General features: G+C 56.3%; 15 protein-coding genes. 8 read left to right on the top strand and 7 right to left on the bottom strand.

The genetic code is table 11. The annotated features are described in order from the left end of the window. Positions 1-32: 32 nt before the first annotated feature. Complete coding sequence (locus EDC26_RS14800) at positions 33-989, bottom strand: 3-hydroxyacyl-CoA dehydrogenase family protein (RefSeq protein ID WP_132583999.1); 957 nt, start codon at positions 987-989, stop codon at positions 33-35. 88 nt (positions 990-1077) lie between these two features. Between EDC26_RS14800 and EDC26_RS14795 the strand changes: the two genes are divergently transcribed. Both EDC26_RS14795 and EDC26_RS14790 read left to right on the top strand, forming a co-directional pair. Next, complete coding sequence (locus tag EDC26_RS14795) at positions 1078-2622, top strand: MDR family MFS transporter (RefSeq protein ID WP_132583997.1); 1545 nt, start codon at positions 1078-1080, stop codon at positions 2620-2622. 188 nt (positions 2623-2810) lie between these two features. Beyond that, positions 2811-3965, top strand: a complete 1155-nt coding sequence (locus EDC26_RS14790; RefSeq protein WP_132583995.1) for an acyl-CoA dehydrogenase family protein — start codon at positions 2811-2813, stop codon at positions 3963-3965. 49 nt (positions 3966-4014) lie between these two features. On the opposite strand, the gene EDC26_RS14785 is transcribed toward EDC26_RS14790, so the two are convergent. From EDC26_RS14785 to EDC26_RS14760, 6 genes are read right to left on the bottom strand one after another with little or no spacing between them, the layout of a single operon-like run. Then, the gene (locus EDC26_RS14785; protein ID WP_132584162.1) at positions 4015-4764 is read right to left on the bottom strand and encodes an ATP-binding cassette domain-containing protein; all 750 of its coding nucleotides are present in this window, start codon (positions 4762-4764) and stop codon (positions 4015-4017) included. A gap of 20 nt (positions 4765-4784) precedes the next feature. Continuing rightward, entirely contained in the window at positions 4785-5555 is a 771-nt protein-coding gene (ssuC, locus tag EDC26_RS14780) for an aliphatic sulfonate ABC transporter permease SsuC (protein WP_132583993.1), read from the bottom strand. Between the two features lie 34 nt (positions 5556-5589). After that, positions 5590-6558 carry an aliphatic sulfonate ABC transporter substrate-binding protein gene (locus tag EDC26_RS14775; protein ID WP_132583991.1) on the bottom strand — a complete coding sequence of 323 codons (969 nt, stop codon included), beginning with the start codon at positions 6556-6558 and terminating at the stop codon, positions 5590-5592. A 58-nt stretch (positions 6559-6616) separates the two neighbouring features. Next, positions 6617-8203 (bottom strand): alkaline phosphatase family protein, encoded by a 1587-nt coding sequence (locus EDC26_RS14770; RefSeq protein WP_132583989.1) that lies wholly within the window; start codon positions 8201-8203, stop codon positions 6617-6619. Between the two features lie 18 nt (positions 8204-8221). Then, complete coding sequence (locus EDC26_RS14765) at positions 8222-9052, bottom strand: phosphoenolpyruvate hydrolase family protein (protein ID WP_132583987.1); 831 nt, start codon at positions 9050-9052, stop codon at positions 8222-8224. Positions 9053-9054: 2 nt separating this feature from the next. Further along, positions 9055-10272, bottom strand: coding sequence for a Tm-1-like ATP-binding domain-containing protein (locus EDC26_RS14760; protein ID WP_132583985.1), 1218 nt, complete (start codon positions 10270-10272; stop codon positions 9055-9057). A gap of 226 nt (positions 10273-10498) precedes the next feature. Here EDC26_RS14760 and EDC26_RS14755 point away from each other — a divergent pair, with 226 nt between their 5' ends. From EDC26_RS14755 to EDC26_RS14735, 6 genes are all read left to right on the top strand, one after another. Then, positions 10499-11104: a TetR/AcrR family transcriptional regulator gene (locus EDC26_RS14755; protein WP_132583983.1), complete on the top strand. Its 606-nt coding sequence runs from the start codon at positions 10499-10501 to the stop codon at positions 11102-11104. Between the two features lie 207 nt (positions 11105-11311). Next, a complete protein-coding gene (locus tag EDC26_RS14750) occupies positions 11312-11548 on the top strand; it encodes an acyl carrier protein (RefSeq protein WP_132583981.1) in 237 nt (78 codons plus the stop codon). 99 nt (positions 11549-11647) lie between these two features. Further along, entirely contained in the window at positions 11648-12778 is a 1131-nt protein-coding gene (locus tag EDC26_RS14745; protein ID WP_165931041.1) for a D-alanyl-lipoteichoic acid biosynthesis protein DltD, read from the top strand. Continuing rightward, positions 12775-12900, top strand: coding sequence for a hypothetical protein (locus tag EDC26_RS20480; protein ID WP_279432684.1), 126 nt, complete (start codon positions 12775-12777; stop codon positions 12898-12900). Before EDC26_RS14745 ends, EDC26_RS20480 begins: the two co-directional genes overlap by 4 nt. A gap of 5 nt (positions 12901-12905) precedes the next feature. Further along, a complete protein-coding gene (locus EDC26_RS14740; RefSeq protein ID WP_132583978.1) occupies positions 12906-14033 on the top strand; it encodes an MBOAT family O-acyltransferase in 1128 nt (375 codons plus the stop codon). 13 nt (positions 14034-14046) lie between these two features. Next, positions 14047-15498 carry a D-alanine--poly(phosphoribitol) ligase gene (locus EDC26_RS14735; RefSeq protein ID WP_132583976.1) on the top strand — a complete coding sequence of 484 codons (1452 nt, stop codon included), beginning with the start codon at positions 14047-14049 and terminating at the stop codon, positions 15496-15498. Positions 15499-15793: the final 295 nt, after the last annotated feature.

Here is a 15793-nt window from a genome sequence, read left to right as displayed (position 1 = left end):
TGCCTATGCAGTCAAAAGCGGGCGCCTGATTTCTACGGCTCTATTTTGGGCAAGTCTTCGGCCAGCACTTTCAGGCTCGCTCGCAACGCGCGCTCATAACGCGCCCGCTCGGCTCGCATGCTTTCATCCGACCATTTATAAAACCCCTCGCCCGACTTCATTCCCAGCGTGCCTTTTTTGGGTTTATCGGCCAAAACGGGTGGGGGGGCAGAAATATTCGACAACGTCGGATAAATCGTGGCGGCCGCCGCCGCGTGCACATCCAGCCCGGCATGCTCTTTTTGCATAATGGGGCCAGCCGCCAGATAGCGAAAGCCGAAACCAAAACGCACCGCGGCGTCGATATCCTCAGGCGTGGCGATGCCTTCCTGGATCAAGGAAAACGCCTCGCGACCCAGCGCGTGTTGCAAACGATTGGCAATAAACCCGGGAATATCTTTTCTGACCAGGATAGGAACCGAGCCGCAACGGCGCATAAAGGCGGCCAGCGCATCAGCCCTGCCCTTATCGGTATCGGGCCCCATGACGACTTCCACCAAGGGCACAATATGGGCGGGCATAAAAAAGTGCAGACCCAGCATGCGCTCGCGCGTCGGTAAATCTTGCGCGATCCGGCTGATCGGAAAGCTGGAGCTGTTGCTGGCCAAAATTGCCTGGGCGGGCGCCCGATCGACCAATGTTTTAAAAAGCGTGCGCTTGACCTCCAACACTTCGGGCACGCATTCGATCACCAGATCCACGTCCGCCCACTTGACGCTGTCGATGGAGCTTTCTATCTGCAAAAGAGCCCGGTTTTCGGATTTACCGATGGCTTGAAGATTAAGCCCGATTCGTTCGGCCATGGCCTCGTGCGATTCGCGGTTGGGCTCAAGCACCAGCGTCGGGCAATGGGCACGCAGCAATACCACCGCCACGTCGGCGCCCATGGTCCCGCCGCCGGCGACGACAGCAAAAGCCCGCGAGGGCCGTTCGAGGTGTCCATTTTGCATGATGATTTCAGCGCCCCATTAAAGTCGGAACATGCATCGTAACGCGCAATTCTGTGGGCGCGGCTCCAATCTGATTAAAATACCCGGCATGTCTGATACCCACCCCGCCCCCTTATATTCCACCCTGTCGCACGCCGAAGTCCGTTCCGTCATCATCGGACTGATGCTGGCGATTGTGCTGGGCGCCTTGGACCAGACCATTGTGTCGGTGTCGCTGCCGATGATGGCCGCCGATCTGCAAGGCGTGGATCTGCTGGCCTGGGTGGTGTCCGGCTACTTGATTGCGGTCGCCGTGGCCACCCCCATTTATGGCAAGCTGGGTGATCTGTACGGGCGGCGCGTCATGCTGTCGACGGCCATCACCATCTTCCTGGTGACCTCCATCGCCTCGGCCCTGGCGCCATCCATGCCGTTTCTCGTGGGCGCCCGCATTTTGCAGGGCTTGGGAGGCGGCGGCCTGATTTCGGTCGCACAAGCCATTATTGCGGACGTGGTCTCCCCCCGTGATCGTGGACGCTACCAGGGCTATATCAGCGGCGCGTTCGCGGTAGCCAGCGTATCGGGGCCGTTGGCCGGCGGGCTTCTCACCACCTACTTATCGTGGCGCTGGGTGTTCTGGATCAACCTCCCGCTGGGGCTGGTGGCGCTGTTCATTTCACGCCGGGCGCTCACGCGCCTGCCCGTGCCCAAGGTGAAACGACCCATCGACTACCCTGGCGCAATACTGATGATAATCGGCCTGGCGACCTTGCTGATCGGCATCACGCGGGTCGGCCAGGGCGCCTCATGGGTCGACGCCGGCAACCTGCGCCTGTTCGGCGCCACGCTGGTTGCCATGGCGGCCTTCTACTGGCAAGAGCAGCGCGCCGAAGAGCCGATCGTTCCGCTGGGCATGTTCAACAACCGGACCGTGGCGATTTCCTGCACCATTTTGTTCATCGCGTTTATACAAGTCGTTTCGCTGTCCGTCCTTATCCCCTTAAGGCTGCAAATGCTGACCACGGTCGGCGCCGACGGCTCGGCGCTACAACTGGTGCCGCTGAGCCTGGGAATTCCCGTGGGCGCCTTCATCGGCGGCAAGCTGATGACACGTTCGGGGCATTACAAAAAAATCCAGCTCGTCGGCGCGCTGATCGTGCCTATCGGCGTGCTGGCCCTGGCCTTTGTCGACCCGCATGGCATCCTGCCGGGCATCTTCTGCATGGGGGCGATTGGGCTGGGGATAGGGATTCAGTTGCCGACGTCCACGGTGGCCGTGCAAAATACCGTTGAGTATCGCTACGTGGGCATCGCCACGGCGGTGGCGGCTTTCTGCCGGTCGCTGGGCGCGGCCATAGGCATTGCCGTACTGATGGCCTTGCTGCTGGCTGCCCTGCAGGCTGATGCGCCCGCGTCGGCCGCCTCATTTTCAGGCGGCGAAATCATCAAGGCCATGATGGGCGACGCCACGGTGCATGTGAACGCCATGGTCAAAATGCAGCTGGCCGGCACGGTAGAAAATGCCTTCCGGCAAATATTCAGCATCAGTGCCGCCATCGCATTCGTTTCCTTTTTGCTGGGCATGTTCATTAAAGACGAATACCTGGGCGACGCGCCGCCGAGGACGGATGAGCCGGCGATGGTGGTGGATTGAGTCGGTGGTGGTGGTGGTGATGGCACCCACAAGGGGTGCCCCTACAAAACCTATCCGTAAATCATGTAGCGGCACCCCTTGTGGGTGCCATTTTCACATTCCCGAGAAATAAACATCGCTCACCCAGCCATACAATCCAACTATCCCAAAACGAAATATCGAACACCTGAACCGCACCGGAACCTCCCATGATTCGCGATCCCGAAACTCAGACCTTGCTGGAAGACAGCGTTCGCCGCTTTGTACGCGAAGTGCTGGTACCCATTGAAGACCAGGTCGCCCAAACAGACCAGATCCCACCACACATCGCGCAACAAATGAAAGACCTGGGCTTGTTCGGCCTGTCGCTGCCCGAAGAGTATGGAGGCCTGGGCATTACCATGGAGGAAGAAGTCCGGATCGCCATGGAACTGGGGCAGACTTCCCCCGCGTTTCGTTCACTGATCGGCACCAATAACGGCATAGGCTCGCAAGGCCTGGTGATCGACGGCACGGCGGAGCAAAAGCAGCGCTATCTGCCCAGGCTCGCCTCGGGCGACCTGATCGGCTCCTTTGCCCTGACCGAGCCGGAAGCCGGGTCGGACGCCGCCTCGCTCAAAACCACCGCCGACAAAGACGGCGACATGTATGTCATCAACGGCACCAAACGTTTTATTACCAACGCACCCCACGCCGGCATTTTCACCGTTATGGCCCGTACCTCCCGAACCGCGAAGGGCGCCTCTGCCATTTCCGCCTTTATCGTAGAGGCCGGCACGCCAGGCTTGTCGCTAGGCAAAATCGACAAGAAAATGGGCCAGAAAGGCGCCCATACCTGCGATGTGATTTTTGAGAATTGCCGGGTCCCGGCGGCCAATCTCATCGGCGGCAAGGAAGGCGTCGGCTTCAAGACGGCCATGAAAGTACTGGACAAAGGACGCCTGCACATCTCGGCCGTTGCCATCGGCTGCGCCAAACGCATGCTGCGAGACGCCTTGCACTACGCGATCCAGCGCAAGCAGTTCGGCCACGCGATTGCCGAATTCCAATTGATCCAGGGCATGCTGGCCGACAGCAAAACCGAAATCTACGCGGCCCAATGCATGGTGCAAGATGCCGCGCGCCGCCGTGACGAGGGTGAAAACGTTTCGGCCCTGGCCTCCTGCGCCAAATACTTCTCCACCGAAATGTGCTGCCGCGTCGCCGATCGCGCCGTGCAGATCTTCGGAGGCGCAGGCTATGTTGCAGAATACGGCATCGAACGCTTTTACCGCGACGTGCGCCTGTTCCGCCTGTACGAAGGCACGTCGCAAATACAGCAGATCATTATCGCCAAGCACCTGATCAAGGAAGGGGATGTTTAAACACCACCTCGCGTATCGAATTCCTCTTCTTATTCATCAGGCAAAGCACCTATTTTTTCAAGACTCGATTAAGCACCAGCTCGGCCAATTCCCCAAATCCGGCAGAACCCCGTTGTCGCGGACGGGACAACTCGACGCGTTCGTCCATCCCGATCCGGCCCTCTTCGATCAACACCACCCTGTCGGCCAGGGCAACGGCCTCGTCGACATCATGAGTAATCAGGATCACGGTGAAATCATTGGCCTTCCACAAGGTCTCGATAAGCAGTTGCATCTCGATGCGCGTCAGGGCATCCAGTGCGCCGAGCGGTTCGTCCAACAGCAATAACCGAGGCTTGTGAACCAGCGCTCGAGCCAGTGCAACGCGCTGCCGCTGGCCGCCCGACAACATGGAAGGCCAGTTGTCAGCCTTGTCTTTGAGGCCGACCTGCGCCAAAGCATCCAGAGCCACCGTGCTCCAGTCGCCTTTCATGCCAAGGCCGACATTCTGAAGAACTGTTTTCCAGGGCAGCAAACGATGCTCCTGGAACATGATGCGGGTTTCGTCGTTGACGCCCTTCACCCGCAAGCCGTTAATCGTAAGTTCGCCGGATGAAATCGCATCCAGCCCCCCTACCAACCGCAGCAAAGTGCTTTTGCCACAGCCACTGCGCCCCACAATGGCCAAAAACTCGCCAGGCCGTACTGAGAGGCTCAAAGAGTGCAAAACTGCTTTCTCGCCAAAGCGTTTGGTCGCATCAGTGACAACCACCTCCAGGCCGCGCCTTGCCCCTGTCGTCTTGGACGATCCCCGCTCCATATTATTATCGTTATTAATAGTCATTGCCCGGCCTCCCTGCTCCAACGCAACCATCTGCGCTCCAGAATGCGCGCCAAGACATCGGCCAGCTTGCCCAGCACGGCGTATAACAGAATGGCAACCACCACGATATCGGTCTGCATGAATTCGCGCGCATCCATCGCCATCTTGCCGATCCCCGAGTTGGCCGCAATCGTTTCGGCAACGATCAGTGTCAGCCACATGAAGCCCAGAGCGAAACGCACTCCCACCAGGATGGAAGACATGGCGCCGGGCAGCATAATGTCTCTGAAAAGCTCCCATTTGGACAAACCATAGACCCGGCCCATTTCAATCAAGCCTTTATCGACGGAACGGATCCCGTGATAAGTATTGATGTAAATGGGGAACATGACACCCAGGGCCACCAGAAAAAGCTTGCCTTCCTCGCCTATGCCAAACCAGATAATGACCAGCGGAATCAGGGCAAGGTGAGGGATGTTACGGATCATCTGGATCGTGGAGTCCAGAAACTGTTCCGAGAAACGTGAAACGCCGGTCAGCAGCCCCAGGCCGAATCCGATGCTGCCGCCGATAATAAAGCCGACGAAAGCCCGCCGGAAGCTGGCCGCCAGGTTGATCCATAGCTCACCACTGACCGTCAACGCCCAGGCGGCGCGTACCACCGAGCTTGGGGACGGCAAAATCCGATTTGGCAAAAACCCGCTTTGGGACGCGGCCTGCCAGACAATGACGATAAAAACCGGCAGCACCCAAGGCAGGACATGGCCGTGGAATTTCCCATTTTTCATATGCCGCGCCTCATTCTAAATGCCTTGCATGCAGTCACTCGGCCGGCTTCCATACAGCCTCGTTGACATTCACATTTTTGGGGATGATTTTCAAACGATAAAAGGCATCGGCAAGTGTTTGCTGTTCAGCGATGATTTCATCATTGAGCGGCGAAATAATGTCGTTGACTTTATTTCTCTCCAGCACCACCTCAAAGGTCTTGGCATCCAGGCCGATAAAACCCGCATATTTTTGCGCGACTTCTTTGGTATTGTTGTACGTGTATTGAGACGTTTTACGTATTTCCGCCAACAGGTCTTTGACCAGTTGCGGATTCTTGTTGGCAAAATCTCGCCGGGCGTAATACATTTGCCGGTTATTGACCTTGACCTGGAATCCATCGGCAAGCACTCGCACACGGCCCGTGGCCTGGGCGCCGGCCATCAAGGGATCAAAAGCCGCCCATGCCGCTACCGCTCCACCTTCCAGGGCGGCCCGTCCGTCGGCTGGGCTTAAATACACCGGCGTGATATCGCTGAACTTCAGCCCATTGCTTTCCATGTACTTGATCACCATGTAGTGCGCCATGGATCCTTTTGGAATGGCTACCTTCTTGCCGACCAGATCCTTGGCGGATTTAATGGGCGAGTCTTTTTGAACCAATATCTGCTGATCGCCCGGCGTGGGGGCTTCCGACGCTATGTACACAAAATCGGCACCGGCAACCTGAGCGAACACTGGTGGCGTATTGGCCGCTGCCGCTACATCGAGGCTTCCCACATTAAGGGCTTCCATCATCGGAGGGCCAACCTGGAATTCGGCCCACTCGACATCGATACCCTTTGCTTTAAGGGATTTGGCCAGATCACCCTGAGCCTTGATCACGGCTTCATTGAACACCCCTTTTTGCCAACCAATACGAATTTTTTTCGCTTCCTGCGCCCAGGCGCTGCCGCCATGGGCAATCAGCGCAGCCCCAATTATGAAGAGCATCGGCTTCAAGGTTTTTTTAAAATCAAACATGTTGTCTCCAATCAAAATATATACTTTTAAAACTGAAATTTTGAAAACTGAAATGCGTCTACCACTCGCCTATCTTCATTCCCTGGAATCGCTTCAAGCCAAGCCAATTCTCGACGTATTCATCGGACGCGGTGGTTTTTGTTTTACGCAGGCTAAGCCACACTGCGACCTCCTGCGAATACCGTTCAACGATGGCTTCATACCGGCTATCACCCCCAAGATCACAGAACTCATGAGGGTCGGCTTGCAGATCAAACAAGAGCGGCCGCATGCCCTCGCAAAAAACGAACTTCCACTCCCGGTCGCGCAGGACTAGAGTGCGGCAATTCTTGACAGGCCGGTTCAACTCCTTGCGGGTAGACGTCCTGAACGAATAATCAAACTCGCTAATGATGAATTCCCGCAAGGGCGCACCGCCGACGCCTCGCAGTAAAGGTAATACCGACTTGCCTTCGATGACATCGCCAGCATGGGCAATGCCAAGGAAATCCAGAAAGGTGGGTACCATATCAACGGCTTCCACAAAGGCATCGCACGGCTTTCCCCGCAAGGCGTCGGCGGCGGCCGATGGGTCATAGATAATGAGCGGCACCTTGATCACCGTATCGTGCCATAGCTCCTTTTCGCCCAGATGATGGTCGCCGAGATAATCTCCGTGATCGCTGCAAAATACAATCAAGGTATCCTTGAAACGGCCATGGTCTTCCATGAACTCGAATAATCGGCCCAGATGATCGTCAATCTGGGTAATCAAACCCATATAGGTCGGGATCACTTTTTCGCGCGTTGCCTGATCGCTGAAAGTCACACTGGCGCGATGCTTTAAATACGACGCATAAAGCGGGTGAGGATCCGCCCGCTCGATTTCCGACTTGACCGCGGGGACGACATCGGCAGGACCATACATATGGTGATAGGGATCGGGCGCAACATAAGGCCAGTGCGGCTTTATGTACGACAAGTGCAGGCACCAAGGCCGATCGCCCTGCTCCGTCATGAACTCCATCGCCCTATCGGTGGTGTAAGCCGTCTCGGAATGTTGCTCGTCGACGCGTGCCGGTAAATCAGCGTAGCGCATGTTCCAACCACTAAGAACGACCTTGTCTTCCCCAAGCGCGGAGTTGGCATAATCCAACCAGGGGTTGATGGACTCGTACCCTTTTTCCAGTAGAAATTTCGTGTATTTATTGCTCAAGGCCTCGGGATCATGCGGATCGGCCAATACACCGTCGTGCCGATCGAAAGGCTCGAAGCCTCCTTGCGAAATCAACTGGCCGACCTCCGATTGAGGCTCGATCCGTAATCGGGAGAGCACGTTCGGATCCGGGGCCTCGACATGGGTTTTGCCGTCGATGGCCACCCGGATGCCGTGAGGCCGCAAATAGTCGCCCAGAGTCAGTTCATCGAGCGGCAGAGGTACAAAATTGCCGAACGCGCGATGGCTGCTTACATAGCGACCTGTGTAATAGGACATCCGCGACGGACCACAGGACGCCGATTGAATATAGGCATTCGTAAAGCGAACCCCTTTGCGGGCTAAAGCATCGATATTGGGCGTGCGTATCGTGGGATGTCCGTAACAGGACAAATAATCCCATCGCAGCTGATCGCACATGATAAATAAGACATTACGAGCGCTTGACATGCCGGACTCCTGTCGCCGTTAGAACTCTATTTGCTTGAATTTATTTGTCTGCGCCACCAGGGCATGCTCTGTAGGCAAGCGCTCCATACTGCTGGCGCCATAGAACCCGTGACAATACTTGGCTTTCTTCAGCACATACTCCGCGTCCTCCGGATTCGCAATTGGGCCGCCGTGACACAACACAATAATGTCTTCCCTGATCCGGCGAGCCGCCCCGGCCCACTCGTCGATAAGCGCCACGCAGTCATCCAGGGTTTTGGAGGTTTCGGCGCCGATCGACCCCCCGGTAGTCAGTCCCATATGCGCAACCAGGATATCGGCTCCGGCTTCAGTCATGGCGACCGCATCGCCCACGCCGAATACATAGGGCGTAGTCAACAATCCCACGTTATGGGCCTGAGCGATCATCTCGACCTCCAGCGCGTAACCCATGCCGGTTTCTTCCAGGTTTTGACGAAACATCCCATCAATCAAGCCCACCGTCGGGAAGTTTTGCACGCCTGAAAAGCCCATGCGTTTCAGATTGTCCAAAAATGGCTCAAGTAACAAAAAAGGGTCCGTACCATTTACACCAGCAAGAACCGGCGTATGCTTGACGACAGGCAACACTTCTTTAGCCATGTCCAACACAATTTCGTTGGCATTGCCATAAGCGAGAACGCCCGCCAGAGATCCGCGTCCCGCCATGCGATAGCGCCCCGAGTTGTAAATCACGATCAAATCGATGCCACCGGCCTCTTCGCATTTGGCCGACAAACCCGTTCCGGCTCCACCGCCCACGATCGGGCGCTGCTCGACAACCATTTTTCTGAATTTTTTCAACAACTCGCTACGATCGATACCAGCCACAATTAAATTCCTTTGGAAATTTTCTTAAATTCATCGACCGCGATCTGCGCAAATTCCACGTCGTTAATATGGAAAGGTACGGCGATCAACTTACGGCGAGTCGTTTGCCGAACCACTTTCTCCAGGGTCGAAAACAACGCCGCGTCAGCTTGAGGATCATGAAATGCCTGGCCCGGAGCATCCAGCGCCGACACGCCTTTCAGTGGTAATAAAAAACGCACTTCGCCGTCGCAGCGATTCAGGCGCTCGCCTATCCATTCACCCATTTTTTTATTTTCCTCGACAGTAGTGCGCATTAGGGTGACCTGCGGATTATGTTTGTAGAAACTGCGGCCCTCGTAATGCTGGGAAATCGTCTCGAAGGCGCCGAAATTCACCATGTCCAGCGCACCGCAAGAGCCCACATACGGTGTTTTGGTGCGAGCGACTGCGCCGAATCGATCATCAGTACAAGCCAGCACACCTCCAAACAGATAGTCGCAAACCTCAGTGGTGGTTAAATCCAGCAAGCCCGACAACAAACCGTTATCCAATAGTTTTTCCATTGACTGCCCGCCCGTACCGGTGGCGTGGAACACTAGGCAGTCAAAGTCTTTTTCCAAGCGGGCTGTCACATGCTGTATGCATGGGGTCGTCACGCCAAACATCGTCAGCCCCAAGGCCGGACGATTATCGCCGCTGTCGAGATAAGCCTGGGACTGCCTGAAGGCGCCCCCTATGGCGCCGGCGGCGTTGGACAATATGCGCGCCGATATGCGATTCAATCCCGCAACGTCTGTCACGGAATACATCATCGAAATATCGGTAGCGCCTACGTAAGGCGCTACATTGCCCGACGCCATGGTCGACACCATTAACTTTGGAACACCCACCGGCAATGCTTGCATGGCGGGCGTGATCAAGGCGGTGCCGCCGGAGCCGCCCAGGCCCAATACCGCCCCGACATCCTTTTGCGTAATCAGGAATTGCGTAAACGCTATCGCCATCGCAGCGATAGCCGTACCACGATCACCGGTAAACACGGCGTCCGCTCCCTGCGGATGATATTGCGCAATTTGTTTAGCCGATATATCAGCATCCGAGGAACTGGCATCGGTTGATAAATCGATGCATGCCACCGGCAAACCTTGCCTTGCCAACTGGTGACGCAAATATACGAGTTCGTTGGCCTTGGTATCAAACGTGCCAACCACGTATATGCGACCATTGTTCGTCCCCATGCTCTTTCCCTGGCGTAATAAGTTAACGGGTGTTTATTTCTAATCTAAGGTATTAAAATAATATGGCTGAATATTATTGAGACTACAGTCTCATGTCAAGAATAAGATCTTTAAATAAGGGAAAACCTTGAGCAAAGAAAATCCGCCCACGGCCACCGGGCCGGGATCGTTTTCAAACACCGGCCCACAATCAAGCGAAGCGCTGACTCGCGGGCCCCGAGTGCGCATGCGCAAAGTCCTGCTCACGACCGCCATGCAAATGATGGCGGACGGGATTACCCCTTCCCTCACCGAATTGGCTGAGGCGGCAGAAGTCTCGCGAGCAACGGCATACCGCTACTTTCCGACCCAAAGCGACTTGATTGCTGCTGTCGTGGATGAAAGCCTAGGCCCGATCTTGAGCTGGGAGTCGCCGTCGAAAGATGCAGCAGCACGTATTGATGAACTCATTAAATATGCCTACCCGCGCCTCGAGCAATTTGAAGTACAGCTGCGCGCAGCAATTCAGATATCGCTGCAACAAGGCGCTCAGGAGCGCGCGAGCAAGCTGAAAAACGAGCATCCCCTAGTTCGCGGCCATCGGGTCGAATTGCTGAAACACGCCATTGCACCCTTACGGGAATCCGTCAGTGACCGGCTGTTTTTAAAAACGACCCGGGCACTTTCCATGATTTACGGAACCGAAGTATTCCTAGTCCTTAAAGATATCTGGCATCTGGACATTGACGAAATCATAGACATTGTGCGCTGGACAGCCAGCGCAATCATGAAACATGCTGTCGACGAATCAGCAGCCGCAAAGCCAAGCAAAAAATCGCCCCGGAAGGCCTAACCGCAGACGGGCACCCTTGGTACCTTCGCTAGATTGGCAGGGCTAGGCAAACCTTCAAAGCCAGGAAACTGTCGGAAAAACAACACACTACATCGAAATTTCGGACTCTACACAAAATAATATTAAGCCAAAATTCAGAATTATTCGATAATAATACCTAGTTATTCTTTATCGTTATTTTCGGCTTGACCGAAGGATGTGCCCCGAATGCTAGTCGCCGAAAGTATAGAAACCGAGATATTGGCTATCGTCGAATCGGTTATCTTCAAATCCGTAACACCCGACGCCTCGCTGGTTAAATCAGGGCTGGTCGACTCCATGGCCGCCGTCGACATTGCACTGGCCATCGAAGACAAGTTCGCCTGTGCAATTCCCGCGCCCGAAATCGCCGAGATCATGGAAACGGCCAAAAGCATGGCCGAGTACGTCGCGGCTCACGCCTAAGACCCTACACCCCATCCCCTCAGCAAGACAAACGGCATTACCGAAATGTGGCGGCGAATACGTCATAACGCCCTACTTCTGCACCTGCTCGCGATACTGGTGGCCCTAACCATTGCCGTCGCGCTCATTCTTGGCCTCAGCCCCTATCTTGACCGCACGTTAAAGCCCGCAGCGACAGACGGCCTGAACCCCAGGGCGGGAGTCTATCTGCCCAATATGGGAGACAACTGGAACGAACAATCGGTCAACTTCCAGCGTATGCGCACAGCCCTGGGCAATGGCACACTGGTGATCCTGGGATCGTCCGAGCTGTCCAGCCACGATTTGCGCTTCGAGCCCTACCGTTTTTTCCCGACCGAACTGGGCGTTCCAACCCTCGCCTACGGGCATGCCAAATTCCAGTCGTATGGCATTTTCCGGGTGCTGCAATCGCTCTCTGACTCCTTCACACCCGGCACCAAGCTGGTCATCATGCTGTCTCCCGCCTGGTTTGCGGCCGAAGGTGAGCTGCCTTCGAGCGCCTTTGCCGAGCATATCTCCGGCCCCGTGCTGACCGAGCTGTGGAAACGGCCTGCGGCACGCAAAAACCTGATCTACTGGGTACGGCACCATGAAATGTGGGGCATATTGGGGCTGCTGGCACAGGCAGAGCTCACGAATTTCCGCGACAAAATACAAATGTGGGTGAGCGGCAAACCCATCGCCAGCGGCGCCGCCTACGACCCAACCCCTGCCGCGATCGCCGCCACTCGCAATGCCACCTTTCCCGTGCCCGCCAAGCTGCCTCAGGCGGATTGGCAAAAACTGCTGTCCGAGGCACGCGCCACAGGGATGTTGTTGAGCAATGCCAACCCTTATGCGGTGCGCAATCAATATTACAAATCGCACCTGTCGCTGGTCGACGATCCCACGCACCAGGAATTTGCCCGGGGCAATCCTCTTGCGGCTCACGAATTTGCGGATTTATCGCAATTGATGGAATTTCTGGCGCAGAAAAAAGTGCGCGCCTATTTTGTGCTGCAACCCTTGAATACGAAATTGGTTCTGGATTCCGAGCGATTCATCCCCACGGCCAGAAGCATTATGTCCATGTGCCGGCGCTATGAAATGTCCTGCCTCAACCTGTACCGGCTCAAAGCCGTGCCCGGCATCTTCCACGACGACATGCATTTGGCCGAGCTGGGCTGGGCCCTGGTGGACGAAGGCATAGACCACCATTTCTCGCAATGAAACGTTTTCTGATCCTGGTTTGTCTGTATTTGGGCCTGATTCTCGTGCTCACGCTGCAAGCGCACGCGCCGTCCGACCTGGGCGGCCCCATGAAAGTCGAATACGAGTACCAACAGTTCTAAGCCTTATGGAATTATTTGCAAGCCTGGAGTTTTTCACCAACGCGCTACTGGCAAGCCTGGCCGTATCGCTGTTGGGTCCACTCGCACTGCGAGTCAAGCTCAGCCTGCGTTACGTGCTGGCATTTTTCAGCATACTGACCTCAGTCCTGGTGTTTTGGAACCGGCCTCTGCAGGCCATTATCGTGCTCATCGTCTGCGCCGCTGCGCTGTGGCTTTGCCGCCGCGGCCTGATTGCGACCCGTGTCGCCGTTGTCCTGACCATGCTGCCCCTGCTGCTGGTCAAGACTCATGCCATGACGCTACTGGGCATGCTGGGGCTGTCTTTTGTAACCTTCAGGGCCGTCGACGTGCTGCTGTTCGCCCATAAAAACGAAGCGATCCGCCCACTGGATTATCTGACCTACCTGTTCTTTCCCCTGACGCTGCTGGCCGGGCCCATGTACCGCTGGCGCACTTTCCAGGCCGACCTCCAAAAAGGATTCGGCCAGGTCAATATGGGGCATTGGCGGGTAGGCTTCGAAACACTGCTTCTGGGTATCGTGCAAAAATTTGCCGTGGCGCACCTGATATGGCTCTACGGCCTCAACGAGGTCTCGGCGCACGACTATTCATTCACAGGCATTGTGCTTAACGCTACACTGTACAGTGCCTATCTGTACTTTGATTTTGCCGGTTACTCGAATATGGCCATTGGCATAGGCAAGATGTTCGGCGTCAACATACCGGTCAATTTCCAGAACCCGATACTCAGCAAGAATCCGCAAGACTTTTGGCGGCGCTGGCATATCAGTCTGTCCGAATGGCTGCGCGACGTCGTATTCATGCCGATCTACAAGGCTCTGTCCAAGAATTCCTTTTTTTCGCAGCACCGATTCGCCGCGCAGAACATCGGCATTTTCGCCACCCTGTTTTGCATGGGCATCTGGAACGGCCTGCAGTGGCACTACATCGTCAGCGGCATGATGTTCGGATCCTATTCGGTAGCGCATAACCGGCTACTGCTCAGTGCACGAAAGCGTCCGGCGCTGCAGCAGTGGCTTGCCAGCAAGCCGGCAAATCTGGGCGGACGCATTCTGACCCTGGTATTGGCCGCACTGGCCTTGTATGTCTTCAGTGGGCGCAGCCCCATTTAGAAAGGTATATTCCATGCATTTAGATCTGCGCACGATGCAATTTGCCGACTCCACGGTCGACGCGGACCGGCTTGCCGTAGCTGGCAGCGACCGCCTTTTGAGCTGGGCCGAACTGCAAGCCGAAGTGACGCTATGGTGCCGCCAGGCCCGCGACCTGGGCATCCACAAAGACATGCCGATCGTGCTGACGGGCCACAAGGAAGTCCACTTTTTTGTCGCCATGGTCGGCTGTCTGGTTCTGGGCGCCCCCTTTGTTCCGGTCGACACCATCTACCCGGCAGAACGCCGCCAAAAAATTACCGACATCATCCAGGCGCCACTGACCTATGACGCGGTCAACGGCACATTCATTCACAGCGGCCATCCCTTTGCAGCCCTGCCAGAGAAAGACCTCGCCTACGTCCTGTTTACGTCGGGCAGCACCGGCGAACCCAAGGGCGTGCAGATCGGCCGCGAAAGCGTACGTCTGCTGGGCGACTGGATGCAATCCCGATTCCGGCTCGGGCTCGCGCCCGTTTTCATGAACCAGGCACCCTTCAGTTTCGATCTATCCATGTTCGAGGTGTTCGACACCCTGGCCAGTGGCGGCGCGTGCATACTGAACTCACGCGAACAGATTCAAGACGCCGCAGGCTTTTTGCATCGCCTGGCCGGGCACCACATCACCTGCTGGGTTTCAACCCCCTCGTTTGCGCACCAGCAATTGCTGAACAAGAACTTCTCCGGTGAAGCCCTGCCCTCCCTCAACACCTTTTTATTCTGCGGCGAAGTACTGCCTCATGCTTTATGCAAACGCCTGCTGCAGCGCTTCCCCAAAGCCAAGATTCTCAATACCTACGGCCCAACCGAGGCCACCGTCGCCACCACGCTGATCGAAATCGACCAGACGGTACTGGACACGCATAACGTTCTGCCTGTGGGCTATCCCAAGCCCGACTGCGAGATCGTCATCGACGACGACGAGATCTGCATCATCGGCGACCACGTCATGCGCGGCTACCTGAACCGTTCCCAACTCAATCGCGAAAAACTGTTTACGCACCGCAACGGCCAGCGCGGATTCCGCACGGGCGATCTGGGCCGCATCGACGAAGCCGGCCTTTTATGGTGTCAGGGTCGACGCGACGACCAAGTCAAACTGAACGGCTATCGAATCGAGCTGGCAGAAATTTCCCGGGCGCTACAAACATTGGACCAGGTCAAGGCCGCAATCTGCGTCGCCCTGCGCCGCGCCGACCAAACCGTGGCACGCCTGCTGGGCTTCGTCGAACTGGAGCCAAGCTCAAGCCTGGCCGCCGCCACCGAATGGGCACCCTACCCTGCCGAGCAATGGAAGCACCAACTGGAACAACACCTGCCGCCGTACATGCTGCCGTCCGAAATCCTCACCGTTACGGCGCTCCCCATGTCCGTCAACCACAAAATCGACGGCAAGGCGCTTTTGCAAAGGTATTTGAAGCTATAGGTGCAGGCTTTGTAGTGGCAGCCCTTGTGGCTGCCAAAATCGTGGATGGCCAAAATGGTGCGCCTATAGAACACCATGCCACCCACAAGGGGTGGCGCTACAAAAACGTGCCCGCCGCTAATGTAGCGGCAGCCCTCGTGGCTGCCATTCCCAACAGTCTAGCGTCGTGGCCAGTCAAGGTGGGGCGGGCGATTCGGGCTCGCCGCGCGCAGGGCCGGCTTCGGGGATGCAAGGCGTGCGCTGTTTGAGTGGGACGATTGCGAATAGCCCAGTGGGCTATTCGCCCCACGAGTTC

The sequence above is a fragment of the Paralcaligenes ureilyticus genome (genome assembly GCF_004346225.1).
Lineage (GTDB): Bacteria > Pseudomonadota > Gammaproteobacteria > Burkholderiales > Burkholderiaceae_B > Paralcaligenes > Paralcaligenes ureilyticus.
This window is presented reverse-complemented; position numbering and strand designations above follow the sequence as displayed.

Bases quoted from the DNA above. Each gene is read 5' to 3' on its own strand.
- EDC26_RS14800 (WP_132583999.1), bottom strand. From the start codon at position 989: ATGCAAAATGGACACCTCGAACGGCCCTCGCGGGCTTTTGCTGTCGTC.
- EDC26_RS14795 (WP_132583997.1), top strand. From the start codon at position 1,078: ATGTCTGATACCCACCCCGCCCCCTTATATTCCACCCTGTCGCACGCC.
- EDC26_RS14790 (WP_132583995.1), top strand. From the start codon at position 2,811: ATGATTCGCGATCCCGAAACTCAGACCTTGCTGGAAGACAGCGTTCGC.
- EDC26_RS14785 (WP_132584162.1), bottom strand. From the start codon at position 4,764: ATGGAGCGGGGATCGTCCAAGACGACAGGGGCAAGGCGCGGCCTGGAG.
- ssuC (WP_132583993.1), bottom strand. From the start codon at position 5,555: ATGAAAAATGGGAAATTCCACGGCCATGTCCTGCCTTGGGTGCTGCCG.
- EDC26_RS14775 (WP_132583991.1), bottom strand. From the start codon at position 6,558: ATGTTTGATTTTAAAAAAACCTTGAAGCCGATGCTCTTCATAATTGGG.
- EDC26_RS14770 (WP_132583989.1), bottom strand. From the start codon at position 8,203: ATGTCAAGCGCTCGTAATGTCTTATTTATCATGTGCGATCAGCTGCGA.
- EDC26_RS14760 (WP_132583985.1), bottom strand. From the start codon at position 10,272: ATGGGGACGAACAATGGTCGCATATACGTGGTTGGCACGTTTGATACC.
- EDC26_RS14755 (WP_132583983.1), top strand. From the start codon at position 10,499: ATGCGCAAAGTCCTGCTCACGACCGCCATGCAAATGATGGCGGACGGG.
- EDC26_RS14750 (WP_132583981.1), top strand. From the start codon at position 11,312: ATGCTAGTCGCCGAAAGTATAGAAACCGAGATATTGGCTATCGTCGAA.
- EDC26_RS20480 (WP_279432684.1), top strand. From the start codon at position 12,775: ATGAAACGTTTTCTGATCCTGGTTTGTCTGTATTTGGGCCTGATTCTC.
- EDC26_RS14740 (WP_132583978.1), top strand. From the start codon at position 12,906: ATGGAATTATTTGCAAGCCTGGAGTTTTTCACCAACGCGCTACTGGCA.
- EDC26_RS14735 (WP_132583976.1), top strand. From the start codon at position 14,047: ATGCATTTAGATCTGCGCACGATGCAATTTGCCGACTCCACGGTCGAC.